The sequence below is a fragment of the Halomonas sp. GFAJ-1 genome, assembly GCA_002966495.1.
Taxonomy (GTDB): domain Bacteria; phylum Pseudomonadota; class Gammaproteobacteria; order Pseudomonadales; family Halomonadaceae; genus Vreelandella.
On record CP016490.1, the window covers coordinates 853098 to 867860 of the forward strand.

Consider the following 14763-nt stretch of genomic DNA (forward strand, 5'->3'; position numbering starts at 1 on the left):
CATGGACGTAAAACGACTTTTATTACTGATTCCACTGGCTGTACTGGCCTACCTACTGGTAGTCCAATGGAATCAGGATTACGGGCAGATCTCCTACGATTCGTCGCCTGAGATTACACAAAGTAGCAACGGCGCCCCGGCAAGCGATCCCTCCAATGGCGATGATTTGGCGGTTCCCAGCACCTCGGCCCCCCAAAGCGCTATCGGCGATGGCATGCAGGATGCGACTGAAAGTGAAACGGCAAGCCGCGACTTTATTGCCGTTACCACTGATGTTCTCGATGTGCGTATTGACCCGCACGGCGGCGATATCGTCTATGCAGCGCTACCTCAGCATAAGTTAACCCTGGATTCAGACCGGAACTATGTACTGCTTTCAGACAACACAAACCGCAGCTACGTAGCACGTTCAGGCCTACAGTTAGATGGCCAGGCTAGCCGCATCGTGTTTACCCCTGAGCGCTCTGAGTATCGCCTGGGTAATAACGAAGAGCAGCTAAGCGTGGATCTAACCGCCGAGGTTAACGGTGTCGATATCATCAAGCGGCTCTCGTTTGAGCGCGGAAGCTATGCTGTCGAAGTGAGCTACTACTTAGCTAATAATACCGACGCGCCTGTTAGCGCACGCTTTATTGGCCAACTAGCGCGGGATAACAGCCCCGACCCGTCTAGCGGTGTTGCAATGGGTATGAGCTCCTATTTAGGGGCTGCCTATTCCACGCCAGATACGCGCTACGACAAGATCGACTTTGACGATATTCAACGTGGTCGATTCGAAAACCGTGAGGCGCAAGGTGGCTGGGTGGCCATTATCCAGCACTACTTTGTTTCTGCCTGGGCGCCTGCACAAAATCAGCAGAACCTTTTTTACGCCACGACCGATTCTCGCGACCGTAATGTAGCTGCTTTTGCAGGCCCAACCACCAGCATTGCTGCTGACGGTGAGGCCACGTTAAGCGCAACGCTCTATATGGGCCCTAAGGTTCAAGACTATCTTGAACAAGTGGCACCCAACCTGCGCTTAACCGTGGATTACGGCTGGCTATGGTTTATCGCCAACCCGCTGTTCTGGCTACTGGATAAAATCCATGATGTGGTCGGCAACTGGGGGTGGTCGATTGTACTGCTGACCGTATTGGTGAAACTGGCACTGTTCCCGCTTTCTGCCAAGGCATACAAGTCTATGGCACGTATGCGGAAACTCGGCCCGGAGATGCAGCGTCTCAAAGAGATGTATGGCGATGATCGTCAGAAAATGTCTCAAGAGATGATGAAGTTCTACCAGAAGGAGAAAATCAATCCTCTGGGCGGCTGCTTACCGATCCTGGTGCAAATGCCGGTGTTTATTGCACTTTACTGGATGTTGCTTGAATCCGTTGAGCTTCGCCACGCACCCTTTATGTTCTGGATCCAGGATCTATCGGTGAAAGATCCGTATTTCATTCTGCCGATCCTGATGGGTATTTCGATGTATGTTCAGCAGTTGCTGAACCCGACACCGCCGGACCCCATGCAAGCGAAGATTATGAAGATGCTACCGATTATCTTCACTTTCTTCTTCCTGTGGTTCCCGGCAGGTCTGGTCATCTACTGGGTGGTCAACAACATTATCTCGGTCGCGCAGCAGTATGTTATTACGCGTAATATCGAGAATGACCCCAGCGTGGGTAAAGGGATGCGAACCAAATAGCGCATCTTACGAAGCAACCAGACCCCCGCTCTTGCGGGGGTCTGGCGTTTTAGGCGTAACTTAGGCATAACAACGCCTCACTATTTTCCATTCAGTAACGGGAACCGCCATGGCCGATCGACTTTATACCCAAGACACTATTACCGCCCTGGCAACCCCTCCTGGCCGTGGCGGAGTAGGCATTATTCGCGTGTCAGGCCCTGCCTGCCGTGATATCGCCTCCGCCATACTTGGGCACTGTCCAGCCCCACGCTTCGCCCACTACGGGTCATTTAACGGCGCTGAAGGCACCATTGATGAAGGGATAGCCCTGCTATTCAACGGCCCATCCTCCTTTACCGGTGAAGATGTGCTCGAGCTTCAAGGGCATGGCGGCCCGATCATCATGGATATGCTGTTGGAACGCTGCCTTCAGTTGGGCGCCCGCTTGGCGCGTCCTGGCGAGTTCTCCGAGCGCGCTTTTCTCAACGACAAACTTGATCTCGCCCAGGCCGAAGCGATTGCCGATTTGATTGATGCTTCCTCGCGTTCGGCGGCCGAAAACGCCGTGAGGTCGCTACAAGGTGAATTTTCTCAGCGCGTTTCAGCCCTCGTGCAGCGGCTAATTGAGCTGAGGGTTTATGTAGAAGCCGCCATTGATTTCCCTGAAGAGGAGATCGATTTCCTTGCCGATGGCCATGTAGCCCAGCACCTAGCAGGCGTGCAGCAAGCATTAGCCGATGTACGTAAAGCGGCAGGCCAAGGTGCCTTGCTGCGTGAGGGTATGAGCGTGGTTATCGCTGGGCGCCCCAATGCGGGTAAGTCCAGCTTGCTAAACGCGCTGACGGAGCAGGATACCGCTATTGTGACGGATATCGCCGGCACCACCCGAGACGTGCTGCGCGAACATATCCATATTGACGGCATGCCGTTGCATATCATTGACACCGCAGGGCTGCGCGACACCCCGGATGCTGTTGAAAAAATTGGCGTAGCCAGGGCGTGGGAAGAGATTGAAAAAGCAGATCGGGTGTTATTGCTGGTCGATGCCGCGACGACTGAAACAACGGATCCGATGACTATTTGGCCAGAATTTGTGGCACGTCTTCCCGATAAAGCACGCTTGACGCTGGTGCGTAATAAGATTGATACCAACGCTGAACAGGCGGGTATTGATTTATCCACAACCACTCCCACACTAAGACTCTCGGCTAAAACCGGTGAGGGTGTGGATAGTTTAAAAGCCCATCTAAAAGAGATCATGGGCTTTTCAACCACTACAGAAGGGCGTTTCTCAGCGCGCCGCCGTCATCTAAATGCCTTAGACCGCGCTATGACCGCACTAGAAACCGGGCGAGCCCAGCTAGATGGCTACGGGGCTGGAGAGTTACTTGCTGAAGATCTACGTGATGCCCAGCAAGCCTTGGGAGAGATCACCGGTGAATTTAGCGCCGATGATCTGCTTGGCGAGATTTTCGGCAGCTTCTGTATTGGTAAGTAACCGATTTCTATTCACCTACTAACCATTCACTGTGATAGCGGCTTTCAGCGCCTAGCAGCGGCGACATTTGCGCCATTGCCGCAGCTAAGTGCTCATTGAGCCCCCAGGGGGGGTTAATAACGAGCATGCCACTGCCATACATACCGTGGCTTTGTGCGTTAGGTTGGCGCAGCTGCAGCTCGCTGCGCCAAATTTTACGGATGCCGCTCTCCTCCAAGCCTGTTAATAGCGTGTGGTGATGGCCTGCTGGCAGCAGTGGGTACCAAATCATTAGTACTGCATGGCGCGCTTTTTCCATGGCGTACACCGCCGCATCGGCCACGTCTTGATACTCTGTTTTAAGCTCGTAGCTGGGGTCAATTAGCGCGCATAAGCGTGGCGTTGCCACAGGCACTAACTTTCTCAACCCAGCCAAGCCGTCACCATAAATTCGCTGAGCCTGCTTAGGAAGCGCTTGACCGTTTAAGTGCTCATGCTCCCCGGGGTGCAGCTCATAAAGTTTAAGCCGATCTTGTTCACGCAGCGGTTGGGAGAGCCACCAAGGTGATCCCGGATAATGGGTTAGCTCATCCCCTTTAGGCTGAGCGCTAACCAGCGCTTCTAACCACGCTTCCAACAGCGGATTCTTCAACTCGCGGCGAGCCTGCCATAGCGGCCAAATACCTGCGCGGTACTCTTGTAGCCGCTGGGTCTCTTTTGTGGCAAGGGGATAGAGGCCTCTTCCAGCGTGGGTGTCTATATATGTAATGGCTGTTTTTTTACGTAATAAATAATCAATGACTGCGTAAAGCGTGAGGTGTTTATGTACATCGGCAAAATTGCCGGCATGGTAGGCGTGTTGATAGGACAGCATGGCAGCTCGCTAACAGTTAATCGAAAAAAGCCCGCTATGTGAGCATAGCGGGCTTTTAGCAGCAATACCGGAGTTAGATGATCGTTGCTAACCCAATAGTGACTGGCTAGCCTTGGCCATCGCCAGTGGGCGTAAGAGTAATCTCAACTCGGCGGTTTTGGGCGCGGCCTTGGTCTGTGTCGTTACTCGCCACTGGCTGGTTAGCACCATAACCCCTGGTATTAAGGCGCGTGGAAGAAACGCCATTTTGGCTTAAATAACTGCTTACCGCCTGAGCGCGACGCTCAGAGAGACGCTGGTTATAGCTGGGGTCACCTACACTATCGGTGTGGCCCGCAATGTTCACCCGAGTGTCTTGATACTGCGTCAATACATTGGCTACTTCGTTGAGTGCACCACGAGCTTCACTAGTAAGGTCTGCTGAGTCAAAGCCAAACGTCACGCCGCTTGGCATATTGAGAACAATATCATCACCGCGACGGTCAATTTCGATACGTGACCCTTGTAGGTTTTCACGCAGCTGCTGCTCTTGGCGATCCATATAAACGCCAATCCCTGCACCTGCAGCTGCGCCAACGGCCGCGCCAATTAATGCACGATCACGTCGGCTGGTACTGCCATCACCGGATAACGCACCTGCCGCTGCACCCACAGCCGCGCCAATGCCCGAGCCCATCGCAGTACTAGAGCGTTGCGTTTGGCCGCCATAAGGGTCTGTGGTCGCACAACCGGCCACTAAGATAGCAGCCGCTAGCGGGGTCAGTAGTCGAAAAATACGCATCGCTCACTCCATTTTATCTTCAGGGTAATGCTGTTATATCGCTGATCACTCATCACTTATCAAGGCCAGCAACTCATTCAAGAATAATAGACCTTGAGGCGAAGCACGTAGCTTTTCAGGCATTTCCATCAAAAGTCCTTTTTCATGGGCACTTTGTAAGCGTTTAAGTAACACAGCCTCAGGCTGCCCGGTATGGCGTGTCCACTTCCCCACGGTGACACCATCCGTTAAACGCAGTGCGTTCATCGCAAATTCGAGCGGTAGCTCATCAACACTGATGAGCTGCTTCCCCGCAATAAAGCCACGCGGGTCATTTACACGCCGTAAATAAGCGTCTGGTTGGCGTGTTTTCCAACGCCGCCCTATATGCCACTGCCCCTCTTGGTCAATGGTCGTCAGCTTACCGTGAGCTCCCGCCCCAATGCCAAGATAGTCTCCAAACTGCCAGTAATTGATGTTATGACGACTTTGCTGGTGAGGCTTTGCATAGGCAGATATTTCATAGCGATGTAGGCCCGCTTGCTCAAGACGCTGATGGCCCGCTTCTTGGATATCCCAAAGCGCCTCCTCTTCAGGGAGTACCGGAGGATGAGAAAAGAAGGCGGTATTAGGTTCAAGCGTTAATTGATACCAAGAGAGATGCTCGGGTGAGATCGCCAGGGCTTGTTCTATATCCTCCAGTGCTTGTGCAGGCGTTTGCTGAGGCAGCCCATGCATCAAATCAATATTGAGATTATTAAACCCCGCTTTACGAGCCTGCTTGACCGCTTGTAGGGCTTCTTGGCCGCTATGAATACGCCCTAACGCTTCGAGCTGCGTGGCATGAAAACTTTGCACGCCTAACGATAAACGGTTAATACCCGCTTCTCGGTAGCCAATAAAACGTTCTTGCTCGGTTGTCCCAGGATTGGCTTCAAGGGTAATTTCAATATCGGCAGCAAAGGGAAGGCGTTGGCTTATTGCGTAAAATAGTTCGCGATAAAACGCTGGCGATAGCAGGCTGGGAGTCCCCCCTCCAATAAAGATCGTCTCGATCGTTCGCCCAGCCGCCAGGGTAAGATCCCCATCAAGGTCTTTCAGAAGCGCGCCTAAATAAGCCTTTTCCGGCAGCTCACTGCGCTCAGGCTCATGCGAGTTAAAGTCGCAATAGGGACACTTGCGCACACACCATGGCGTATGGATGTAGAGCGAGAGCGGAGGTAATGGCTCAGCCATGCGCCACCTTCAAAAGGTCCACTAAACTCTGTAGCGCGCGACCTCGATGACTCAAACGGTTTTTGGTTTCACTGGGTAGCTCAGCCACACTCATCCCCTGGTCGGGTAACCAAAAAAGCGGATCGTAACCAAAGCCGCCCTCTCCTCGTGGATGGGCCAGAATCTCACCCTCCCAACTGCGTTGAACAATAACTGGAACAGGGTCTTCAGCATGGCGCAAATAGACCAGCACACACCAGTAGCGACCGGTTCGCTGCCCCTCTGCGCACTCACTAAGCGCTTCTAATAGCTTTGCATTGTTTTTCTGATCGCTTTTCGGCTCCCCAGCATAGCGCGCTGAGTAAATCCCCGGCGCCCCGTGGAGTGCATCTACTTCTAAGCCAGAATCATCAGCCAACGCGGGTAACCCACTGACTCGGCTCGCCTCTCGTGCTTTTAGCAATGCATTTTCTACAAACGTAAGCCCTGTTTCTTCCACATCACATACGCCAAATTCTGCCTGAGGGCGGACATCAAACCCTAGTGGCATCAGTAACTGGTTGAACTCTCTAAGCTTTCCATCATTGCCGCTGGCTAACACCAGGGGAGTAAGCGTTGACATAGGTAAACCTCCAAACAAGAGACGCTCAGTCTACGCCTATCGAATACGCATCAGAAGCCAACAAAGTGTTACTCAATGTATCGTTGCTTATTATTCTAAAATTTATTTTAAACCGAACAAATATATTCAAAACAGTCACTTAGCATTCATATAGTCAAAAAGAATATGCATATAGCATATATTTTTACCATATATCTAATAACAAAACTTTACGAAATGTATCTTATAGACAACACTTGGGTGATCCCTTGCTCACTCTTTCTATCTATGAGGACTCCACAATGCCGCAGGAAAACGCAGATGAATTGGTGTATATCATCACAGAGAAAAGCCCCCAATCTCAGCTTTTTGCTGATTATTTACATGAGCATACAGGCTGCACGGTCAGCATTTACTCTCCGGGCATAGCACTTCCCGCGACAACTGCAGAGAGACTGCTGATTCTCATCGACAGTGACCACATCAGTGTTGAGGCACTGCCGGATTGGCAAGATGCGTTGACAGAAACGCTCGCAAAAGCCCCCCTTGCGGCGTTCAACATCCACGATATGGATCACGCATTAGAAGCGCTCTCCTGTGCTCAGTTGAAGGGCGTGTTTTACCGTAATGAAAGCCTCGAAGTTATCTGTAAAGGTATCCATGCACTGATGGAGGGTGACCTTTGGATGTCACGCGACCTGATGGCGAAGCTCATCCTTTTTTATCGCAAGTACCAGAGTAACGCCTTCCGACCAGCGTGCGGCCTTACGAATCGTGAAATGGAAATTATCTCTTTATTAAGCGCGGGCTCATCTAATCAGCAAATAGCTGACAAGCTATTTGTCAGTGAACACACCGTTAAATCTCACCTTTACAACATTTTCAGAAAAATAAACGTGCATAACCGAATTCAAGCACTTAACTGGATACATCAAAACTTGGGGCCAATGTTTCCCTCTGTGGAAACTAACCGCCAGGCACACCGTAACCACTAAGCGTAAGGGCATCATTATGAAGCCGTTAAACTTTAAACAGCTTTTGCTAACTGCTACAGCGATGCTGATATGGAGTGGTGGAACAGCCTATGCTGAAGTACTGAACGATGGCTATTCACCAGGGCAACAGGAACAAACTGAAGTAGAAAATATTAACCAGTTAAGCAGCCAAGATGGCCCTGTCATAGAACAACGCTCAAATGGCTCAGGTAGCAGTGAGCTCACTGGAGTCATGGTCGACCGCACCATCACCATGGCGGGCAAAACCTTTTACCGCGCTTTTAGCCAGCGCGCCATGGATAACTTAATGATAGGTAACTCAACTCTCACTATTCATGAGCGACCTGATGCACGCTGGGGTAGCCAGGTATGGATTATGGATGGCAACCGAATGCACTTCCGAACACAGCTCTCCCCCAGAATAAATGATGCCAGTAATACTGCGGGAGAAGCCGTGCAAATTGTCGAAGAAGCTCTTTTGCGTCATCAGTTGACCTCTGCGCTTACTTCTGACCGAGACTTAGGTAGAGAGGAGATATTCTAATGACCACCTTAACCAAACATGCCAGGATCTATGCCGTTGCTACATTGCTTTTATGTTCTCCTTTAGTAGTCCAAGCGGGTGAATTAATCTATCGGCCACTAAATCCTTCTTTTGGGGGAGACCCCTTTATGGGCAGCTATATGTTAGGTAAAGCCCAGGCACAGGATACGAACACGGACCCTAATGCAAGACGCACCCAACCACTTAGCCCTACCCAACGATTAATTCAAAATTTAGAAAGCCGCCTCATTTCACAGCTTATTTCTGATGTAGGGCGAGGCGAAATAAGCAATGGTGGGTTTGATAGTGATGATTTCAGTGTAGTGGTCAGTGATGCAGGCGGGGAATTAACCGTGCGCGTAGTCGATAAGCTAACAGGCGATGTAACTAGTATCAGTGTTGGTGGGCTTTTTAACCCATGAAGACACTGACGTTTTACTTAAATATATCAAAAAATTAATAGAGCTTTTCATGAATCTTAAAGGGTAAGTTGTCTTAAAAAAGGGGAACACAATGAAAACAACGATTGTAATATTTTTAATTCTCCTGCTTAGCGGTTGCGCTGGTGTAGTAGCCAATTCAGAAAATTTAGAAGGCGCACAGGCAACATTAACGCCACGTGGCGCTACCTATCAAGATTTAGTCTCTCTTCCTCCTCCCGCAGGACGAATTTTTGTATCTGTCTATGATTTTCGTGATCAAACAGGACAATATCGACCAGCGCCAGCTAGTACGTTCTCTACAGCTGTAACACAAGGGGCCGCTGCGATGCTTACCGGCGCACTAGCAGACTCGGGTTGGTTTATTCCACTGGAGCGGGTGGGGTTGCAAAACCTACTTACCGAACGGCGAATTATCCGCGCTGAATTTGAACGTTTTGGCCAGCCAGATACACTCCCTTCACTTAGAGCGGCTTCGGTAATGCTAGAAGGCGGCATTATTGCCTATGAATCTAATATTCGAACCGGTGGAGCAGGTGCTGAGTACTTTGGGATTGGCGCTTCAGGGCAGTATCAAGTTGACCAAGTCACCGTTAATTTAAGGGCTGTTGAAATATCAACAGGTGAAGTGCTAGCTAACGTTACAACCACCAAAACTATCTATTCGAAAGAGCTTCGAGCAGGCGTTTATCGCTTTATTGATTTTCGTCGCCTCCTTGAAGCAGAAGCTGGCATCACCACCAATGAGCCAGTACAGCTAGCGGTGATGTCTGCTATCGAGTCGGCAGTTATTCATTTGATTGCTCGCGGCGTGGAAAATAGCTTATGGAACTTACAGCCTAATACCAACATGCAAGACACCGTTTTAGGCGAATACCTGAACGCCACGATACCAATGCTTTAATTTTTCATATGTTGTAATAGATTCGACAATATATAGCAAAGCATACTCATAAATCTAGTGACGGCTACCTTATATGGGTAGCCTTTTTAGGTAAATAACCAAAAAAGTCATACTCAGACAAAATATCTGATCAAAAAATTAGTCAACTAGAAATTAAATAATACATTAACAGTTATAGGTTTATTAACTACCAACTTAAGCTAAACAATATAAAAACTTACGATGGCATGAATCCTCCAATAGTCCAAACTCAACACAAGAAACAAAAAGATACAAAAAGTTTCAGAAGAGGATAGAGTAATGAATGGGCTTACCTATAAGCGCTTTTACAAACAACAAATAGCTGTTGTGGTAAGTGCTATTAGTTTAATCGTCGCGGGCGCAACGATAAGCCCTGTGCACGCAAACAACTTAGAAGATGTTTTTGAGTCAGGGCGCGTTCTCCAATATGCGAATAGTATTGCCACCAGCCAGTCCCAAGGCAACACCAGTATTATTCAGCAAATTGGTGATAATAACCGAGCAAGTGTTGTTCAATCACGCTCTGCAAACTACCAGCTAGGTAACTTTGCTCATATTTATCAACGGGGAAATCAAAACCAAGCCAGTATTCAACAAGAGAATGGCAGCAATATCGGCATTATATTGCAAGTAGGCAACAACCATGTTGCTAACATTAAACAACTTGGCAATAGCTTTTCATTAGATGCCAATATTCACCAAATCGGTTTTAGCAGTGATATTACGCTTTCACAATCGGGCAGCGGCTTACGTAGCATCAGCGTCGAACAACAGAACTTCTCGGGGCAGGCACGGCCAGTCGCTATCGATACCTACTGAGTTGACAAAAGTCTCTCAGTAAACAACCAAAGCAAGACGATCGAAAAAAGGGGAAAGACCATGAAACTTCAAATGACCGCACTCGCCGCTGCTGTTAGCCTTGCTTTAAGTGGTGCTGCTTTTGCTCAACAAACGGTACAAGAACAAAATAACTTACAATACAATAGTGTTACATCACCAGCTCAAGGGGGAGGGTGGGGGCTAGATAACTTGAACACCCCCATCGATAATGATGCATGGACAACGTCAGGTTTCCCTATACCTCGTAACGGTGAGTTCAGTGGTTTTCAGGGTGATCTAGATGCTATGACCGGAAGTACAGCTAATGGTAATGAGTCAACCATTAATCAGACAACAACTTTATCAAGTACAACTGGCAACGTTGCAAGTGTATTGCAGGGCGGTGGCACTGACAACCAATCAACAGTAACGCAAAATAAAACCGGTACGGGTGATGCATTAAGCGCTTATGTTGATCAACAAGGTAACGACAACGTCTCCTCTGTTGAGCAAGACTTAAGCTATGATGCAACAGCTAACGTATTCCAAGACGGCAATGCTAACCAAGCACGTGTAACTCAGTTGGGAGCAAATCAAAACCGTGCTCAAATTTCACAAACAGGTGCTGATCATAAATCGATTATTGAGCAAGGGATTTTAACGGGCGGAGCCTCTGGTAACGTTGCATGGTCAGAGCAAAGTGGTGCAGCTAACGAAAGCTTCATTAAACAAGGCCGCCAAGATAACTATGCTGACGCACAGCAGCACGGAAATGATGGTCTAAACATGATGCGTCAACGTGGTAACGATAACGATGCATATTTAATGCAAACTGGCAATGACAATGAGTCTTACGTCTTCCAAGATAGTCGTAATGCAGGCGCAGGCAACTCAGCAGTTATCACGCAATCAGGCAGCGATAACGACTCTTACGCAGACCAAGTCGGCGGTGGTAACGAAGTAACAGTCACACAAAGTGGTAATGATGCACTTTCTACTATTTACCAACGGGGCGATAATAACGTTGCTGATGTTTCTCAATCAGGAGGATTTGACGCATCAAACATCCTACAGTTTGGTGACGGCCATGAAGCCAACGTTATACAATCTGGCAATGGCGTCTATAACACTATCAATGAATCGCATATTTTACAAACCGGCAGCGCCAGTCATTTTGCTTCCGTTACTCAACAGCACGTAGGTTCTGGTTGGAATAACATTTCCACTATAACCCAAGATAGCGCAGCCAATGCCTCTGCTACTGTTAATCAAATGGGAAGTGGCAACCGGGCTTCTACCATCCAGTACTAATCCTTGGTTAACCAATGCTCTCAAACCGCCCTATCGGGGCGGTTTTTTGTGTTTTTATTTAATCGTTAACGTACCATTACCGTTAAGGTGCCGCCTTTCCCTTGGGTAGAGGAGCGCGAGCGGTTACTACCTTTAACGATATCTACTTCTAAACGCTCGTCATCACTTAGCAGTTTTACCGTGCCTACTAAGGTGGAGCCTTCAAAGGTAAATTCAGCAGGAACTGTGCCGCGTGTTTCGGGGTGTTCAATGGTTTCATCGTTATGAGTGATACGCCACTCGGCGGAAAATTCAGCGCCTGGCGAGCCACTCATTGTAATGTGAATCTTTGTCATAGCTTGCTCCTGTGCAGCAGTTGCGCTTAAGGGTACACCCAGGGTAGTTACAGCGGTTAAAAGTGCGTAATTAAACAATTTACCATGCCAAGCCGTTTGCCCTTTCATGCTTGCCTACCTCATTAACCACAAGAGCCGCTCACAATGAGCGGCTCTTGCAGTGTAGCAGTAGAAGCAGACCTCCGTTACTTTGCGTTACATAACAGAGAAGGCTTTTTCTGCGGCATCCAAGGTGAGCTGAATATCTTCCGGTGTATGAGCGCTAGACATAAAGCCAGCTTCATAAGCGGAAGGAGCAAGATACACACCGTGGTCGAGCATGGCGCCAAAGAAGCGACGGAAAGCGTCAGGGTTGCAAGCGGTGGCCTGAGCAAAGTTATCCACACGGGATTGCGACGTAAAGAAAACGCCAAACATGCCGCCTGCGGATTGGGTCATCATCGGAACACGCGCTGCGTTAGCACGCTCTTGCAAACCAGTACAAAGCGTTTGCACCCGTTGAGTCAGCGCATCATGGAAGCCTGGCATCTGGAGCTTGGTTAACAGAGTAACCCCTGCGGCCATGGCCAGCGGATTACCGGAAAGCGTACCCGCCTGATAAACCGGTCCCAGCGGCGAGATATTTTGCATAATTTCGCGTTTACCGCCAAACGCCCCGACGGGCATGCCACCGCCAACAATTTTACCTAAGCAGGTGAGGTCGGGCGTGACACCGTAATGTGCTTGAGCACCACCTAACGCGACCCGGAAGCCAGTCATGACTTCATCAAAAATCAAGATGCTGCCGGATTCATTACACACCCGGCGCAACGTTTCCAAGAAACCAGGCTGGGGGGGAATACAGTTCATATTGCCCGCAACCGGCTCCACGATAATACAGGCAATCTGCTCACCGATTTCTGCAAAACACGCCTCAACCCCTTCAGGGTCGTTAAACGAGAGGGTAATGGTGTGTTCAGCAAGTGAAGCGGGCACACCGGGCGAGCTGGGTTCGCCGTGAGTTAACGCGCCGGAACCCGCCTTAACAAGCAGTGAGTCCGAGTGGCCGTGGTAATTACCTTCAAATTTAACAATCTTGTCCCGTCCTGTCGTACCTCGTGCTAGGCGAATGGCCGACATCGTCGCCTCAGTGCCCGAGCTGGTCATGCGCACCATCTCCATGGTGGGGATCATCTCGCAGAGAAGATCCGCCATGGTGGTTTCAACCGCCGTTGGCGTACCGAAGGAGAGGCCGTTATCCAGTCGCGCGCGCACTGCTGCCAGTACGTCTTGGTCAGCATGACCAGTAATCATCGGCCCCCAGGAGCCAACATAATCTACGTAGCGGTTACCCTCCACATCAAACAGATAAGCGCCTTGAGCACGCTCCATAAATACTGGTGGGCGATGTAAGCCTTTAAACGCACGGACAGGCGAGTTAACGCCACCCGGGATATGGCGACTCGCGAGGTCAAACAGTTCAGCAGATGTGGTCATGGCATCCTCAATATAAATGGTTTACCGCCAATGAGATCAAAAACGTACAGGGTATGGCAAGCGATTGGGCAAGCACTGACCACTGGGTGGCTGATAGCCTTGAGACAGGCTTTCCCAGGTAAAGTGCTGCGCCTGTTCACAAGCCGATGGTAAGCGCTCACCCACGGCTAATCGTGCAGCAATTGCTGATGCGAGCGTGCAGCCAGAGCCGTGAAAGATTTCTGGTAAGCGAGGCCATTGCCACTGGCGGGTGGTATCTGGTGAGTGGAGGGTATGTATCACTTGCTGCGTGTTGCCCGGCAGAGGGTCGTCGGTTGCCGTCACTAAAATCGCTTGGCAACCCTTTGATAGTAAGACCACAGCACGCGCCGTATCGTCAAAAGGCGCGGTGACCTCAGGTGTCAGCGCAGCAAGCTCAAAACGGTTGGGGGTTAAAATATCCACAAGGGGTAATAAACGGTCCACATACAGTTTCTGCAAAGCAGGTGTGGATAACTCAGTTCCCCCCCCTGCTTTAAGCACCGGGTCAGCCACCACCGGTACGCCTGGAAACCGGCGAATAATTTGCTCTGCCGCACGCAGCGTTGGCTCATCGGCTAGTAGGCCAAGTTTAATCGCGGCAATCTGCATATCACCTAACGCCTCGGCCATTTGGCGCATGGCGCCGGGATCGGCGGGTAAAATTCGCATCACATCGTGACAATTTTGCACGGTTAGCGCGGTAGGGATTGTCACCGCCCAACCGCCACAGGCCCTAATCGCTTCACTATCGGCCACTAGCCCAGCACCGCCGGTTGGGTCGTGGCCTGCAAGCACTAATACCACGGGAGGAAGAGGTTGGCGCATCAAAAGGGCTTCACCACCGCAAGAATAATAATTGCGATTAACGCAATGACGGGCGCTTCGTTAAACCAGCGGAAAAACACGTGGCTTTTGGTGCAGCGGGCTTGTTCAAATTGTTTTAAATAAATGAGACATATATGGTGATAAGCGATCAGCAGCGCGACCAGCGCTAACTTGGCGTGCATCCAGCCTTGGCTAAACCACGCGGGCACCAAATAGAGCAGCCAACCGCCAAAGATCAGTACCACAATCATTGAGGGCGTCATAATGCCCCGATACAGCTTACGCTCCATGGTTTTGAAATAGCCTATGGCCTGTTCATCGCCTTTGTCCCGGGCCATGGCGTGGTAAACGTATAGGCGCGGTAAATAAAATAGCGCGGCAAACCAAGTGATAACAGCCATTAAATGAATGGCTTTTATCCATAAATACATGGTCTCTCCTTAGGCGGTGGGGTCATTGCTGGAAAATAGCAG

At 49.9% G+C, this 14763-nt stretch carries 16 protein-coding genes; 8 read left to right on the plus strand and 8 right to left on the minus strand.

Features of this window, described 5'->3' with window-relative positions; all coding sequences use genetic code 11:
- Position 1: 1 nt before the first annotated feature.
- Entirely contained in the window at positions 2 to 1690 is a 1689-nt protein-coding gene (locus tag BB497_03870) for a membrane protein insertase YidC (GenBank protein AVI61896.1), read from the plus strand.
- A 109-nt stretch (positions 1691 to 1799) separates the two neighbouring features.
- Entirely contained in the window at positions 1800 to 3170 is a 1371-nt protein-coding gene (locus BB497_03875) for a tRNA uridine(34) 5-carboxymethylaminomethyl synthesis GTPase MnmE (protein AVI61897.1), read from the plus strand.
- 7 nt (positions 3171 to 3177) lie between these two features.
- On the opposite strand, the gene BB497_03880 is transcribed toward BB497_03875, so the two are convergent.
- The 4 genes from BB497_03880 to BB497_03895 all read right to left on the minus strand — a co-directional run bounded on the left by BB497_03880 (position 3178) and on the right by BB497_03895 (position 6620).
- Positions 3178 to 4023, minus strand: a complete 846-nt coding sequence (locus tag BB497_03880; protein AVI61898.1) for a hypothetical protein — start codon at positions 4021 to 4023, stop codon at positions 3178 to 3180.
- Positions 4024 to 4129: 106 nt separating this feature from the next.
- Positions 4130 to 4804 carry a cell envelope biogenesis protein OmpA gene (locus BB497_03885; GenBank protein ID AVI61899.1) on the minus strand — a complete coding sequence of 225 codons (675 nt, stop codon included), beginning with the start codon at positions 4802 to 4804 and terminating at the stop codon, positions 4130 to 4132.
- Between the two features lie 45 nt (positions 4805 to 4849).
- Positions 4850 to 6019: a YggW family oxidoreductase gene (locus BB497_03890; GenBank protein AVI61900.1), complete on the minus strand. Its 1170-nt coding sequence runs from the start codon at positions 6017 to 6019 to the stop codon at positions 4850 to 4852.
- The gene (locus BB497_03895) at positions 6012 to 6620 is read right to left on the minus strand and encodes a non-canonical purine NTP pyrophosphatase, RdgB/HAM1 family (protein ID AVI61901.1); all 609 of its coding nucleotides are present in this window, start codon (positions 6618 to 6620) and stop codon (positions 6012 to 6014) included. The genes BB497_03890 and BB497_03895 overlap by 8 nt, the downstream gene beginning before the upstream one ends.
- Positions 6621 to 6901: 281 nt before the next feature.
- Here BB497_03895 and BB497_03900 point away from each other — a divergent pair, with 281 nt between their 5' ends.
- The 6 genes from BB497_03900 to BB497_03925 all read left to right on the plus strand — a co-directional run bounded on the left by BB497_03900 (position 6902) and on the right by BB497_03925 (position 11633).
- Positions 6902 to 7594 carry a helix-turn-helix transcriptional regulator gene (locus BB497_03900; GenBank protein AVI61902.1) on the plus strand — a complete coding sequence of 231 codons (693 nt, stop codon included), beginning with the start codon at positions 6902 to 6904 and terminating at the stop codon, positions 7592 to 7594.
- Positions 7595 to 7610: 16 nt separating this feature from the next.
- The gene (locus BB497_03905; GenBank protein ID AVI61903.1) at positions 7611 to 8138 is read left to right on the plus strand and encodes a curli production assembly protein CsgE; all 528 of its coding nucleotides are present in this window, start codon (positions 7611 to 7613) and stop codon (positions 8136 to 8138) included.
- The gene (locus BB497_03910; protein AVI61904.1) at positions 8138 to 8560 is read left to right on the plus strand and encodes a curli production assembly protein CsgF; all 423 of its coding nucleotides are present in this window, start codon (positions 8138 to 8140) and stop codon (positions 8558 to 8560) included. Before BB497_03905 ends, BB497_03910 begins: the two co-directional genes overlap by 1 nt.
- A 91-nt stretch (positions 8561 to 8651) precedes the next feature.
- Positions 8652 to 9482, plus strand: coding sequence for a curli production assembly/transport protein CsgG (locus tag BB497_03915; protein ID AVI61905.1), 831 nt, complete (start codon positions 8652 to 8654; stop codon positions 9480 to 9482).
- A 300-nt stretch (positions 9483 to 9782) separates the two neighbouring features.
- Positions 9783 to 10322: a hypothetical protein gene (locus tag BB497_03920; protein AVI61906.1), complete on the plus strand. Its 540-nt coding sequence runs from the start codon at positions 9783 to 9785 to the stop codon at positions 10320 to 10322.
- Positions 10323 to 10382: 60 nt separating this feature from the next.
- The gene (locus tag BB497_03925) at positions 10383 to 11633 is read left to right on the plus strand and encodes a hypothetical protein (GenBank protein AVI61907.1); all 1251 of its coding nucleotides are present in this window, start codon (positions 10383 to 10385) and stop codon (positions 11631 to 11633) included.
- Between the two features lie 65 nt (positions 11634 to 11698).
- Here BB497_03925 and BB497_03930 read toward each other — a convergent pair whose 3' ends face one another.
- From BB497_03930 to BB497_03945, 4 genes are all read right to left on the minus strand, one after another.
- Complete coding sequence (locus tag BB497_03930; GenBank protein AVI61908.1) at positions 11699 to 12076, minus strand: hypothetical protein; 378 nt, start codon at positions 12074 to 12076, stop codon at positions 11699 to 11701.
- Positions 12077 to 12163: 87 nt separating this feature from the next.
- Positions 12164 to 13444 (minus strand): glutamate-1-semialdehyde-2,1-aminomutase, encoded by a 1281-nt coding sequence (locus tag BB497_03935; GenBank protein AVI61909.1) that lies wholly within the window; start codon positions 13442 to 13444, stop codon positions 12164 to 12166.
- A gap of 36 nt (positions 13445 to 13480) precedes the next feature.
- Positions 13481 to 14290, minus strand: a complete 810-nt coding sequence (locus BB497_03940; protein AVI61910.1) for a hydroxymethylpyrimidine/phosphomethylpyrimidine kinase — start codon at positions 14288 to 14290, stop codon at positions 13481 to 13483.
- Positions 14290 to 14721 carry a TIGR00701 family protein gene (locus BB497_03945; GenBank protein AVI61911.1) on the minus strand — a complete coding sequence of 144 codons (432 nt, stop codon included), beginning with the start codon at positions 14719 to 14721 and terminating at the stop codon, positions 14290 to 14292. The genes BB497_03940 and BB497_03945 overlap by 1 nt, the downstream gene beginning before the upstream one ends.
- Positions 14722 to 14763 lie beyond the last annotated feature (42 nt).

What these genes read in the sequence shown, in the direction of transcription:
- BB497_03870 (AVI61896.1), top strand. Translation starts at nt 2, where the DNA reads ATGGACGTAAAACGACTTTTATTACTGATTCCACTGGCTGTACTGGCC.
- BB497_03875 (AVI61897.1), top strand. Translation starts at nt 1,800, where the DNA reads ATGGCCGATCGACTTTATACCCAAGACACTATTACCGCCCTGGCAACC.
- BB497_03880 (AVI61898.1), bottom strand. Translation starts at nt 4,023, where the DNA reads ATGCTGTCCTATCAACACGCCTACCATGCCGGCAATTTTGCCGATGTA.
- BB497_03885 (AVI61899.1), bottom strand. Translation starts at nt 4,804, where the DNA reads ATGCGTATTTTTCGACTACTGACCCCGCTAGCGGCTGCTATCTTAGTG.
- BB497_03890 (AVI61900.1), bottom strand. Translation starts at nt 6,019, where the DNA reads ATGGCTGAGCCATTACCTCCGCTCTCGCTCTACATCCATACGCCATGG.
- BB497_03895 (AVI61901.1), bottom strand. Translation starts at nt 6,620, where the DNA reads ATGTCAACGCTTACTCCCCTGGTGTTAGCCAGCGGCAATGATGGAAAG.
- BB497_03900 (AVI61902.1), top strand. Translation starts at nt 6,902, where the DNA reads ATGCCGCAGGAAAACGCAGATGAATTGGTGTATATCATCACAGAGAAA.
- BB497_03905 (AVI61903.1), top strand. Translation starts at nt 7,611, where the DNA reads ATGAAGCCGTTAAACTTTAAACAGCTTTTGCTAACTGCTACAGCGATG.
- BB497_03910 (AVI61904.1), top strand. Translation starts at nt 8,138, where the DNA reads ATGACCACCTTAACCAAACATGCCAGGATCTATGCCGTTGCTACATTG.
- BB497_03915 (AVI61905.1), top strand. Translation starts at nt 8,652, where the DNA reads ATGAAAACAACGATTGTAATATTTTTAATTCTCCTGCTTAGCGGTTGC.
- BB497_03920 (AVI61906.1), top strand. Translation starts at nt 9,783, where the DNA reads ATGAATGGGCTTACCTATAAGCGCTTTTACAAACAACAAATAGCTGTT.
- BB497_03925 (AVI61907.1), top strand. Translation starts at nt 10,383, where the DNA reads ATGAAACTTCAAATGACCGCACTCGCCGCTGCTGTTAGCCTTGCTTTA.
- BB497_03930 (AVI61908.1), bottom strand. Translation starts at nt 12,076, where the DNA reads ATGAAAGGGCAAACGGCTTGGCATGGTAAATTGTTTAATTACGCACTT.
- BB497_03935 (AVI61909.1), bottom strand. Translation starts at nt 13,444, where the DNA reads ATGACCACATCTGCTGAACTGTTTGACCTCGCGAGTCGCCATATCCCG.
- BB497_03940 (AVI61910.1), bottom strand. Translation starts at nt 14,290, where the DNA reads ATGCGCCAACCTCTTCCTCCCGTGGTATTAGTGCTTGCAGGCCACGAC.
- BB497_03945 (AVI61911.1), bottom strand. Translation starts at nt 14,721, where the DNA reads ATGTATTTATGGATAAAAGCCATTCATTTAATGGCTGTTATCACTTGG.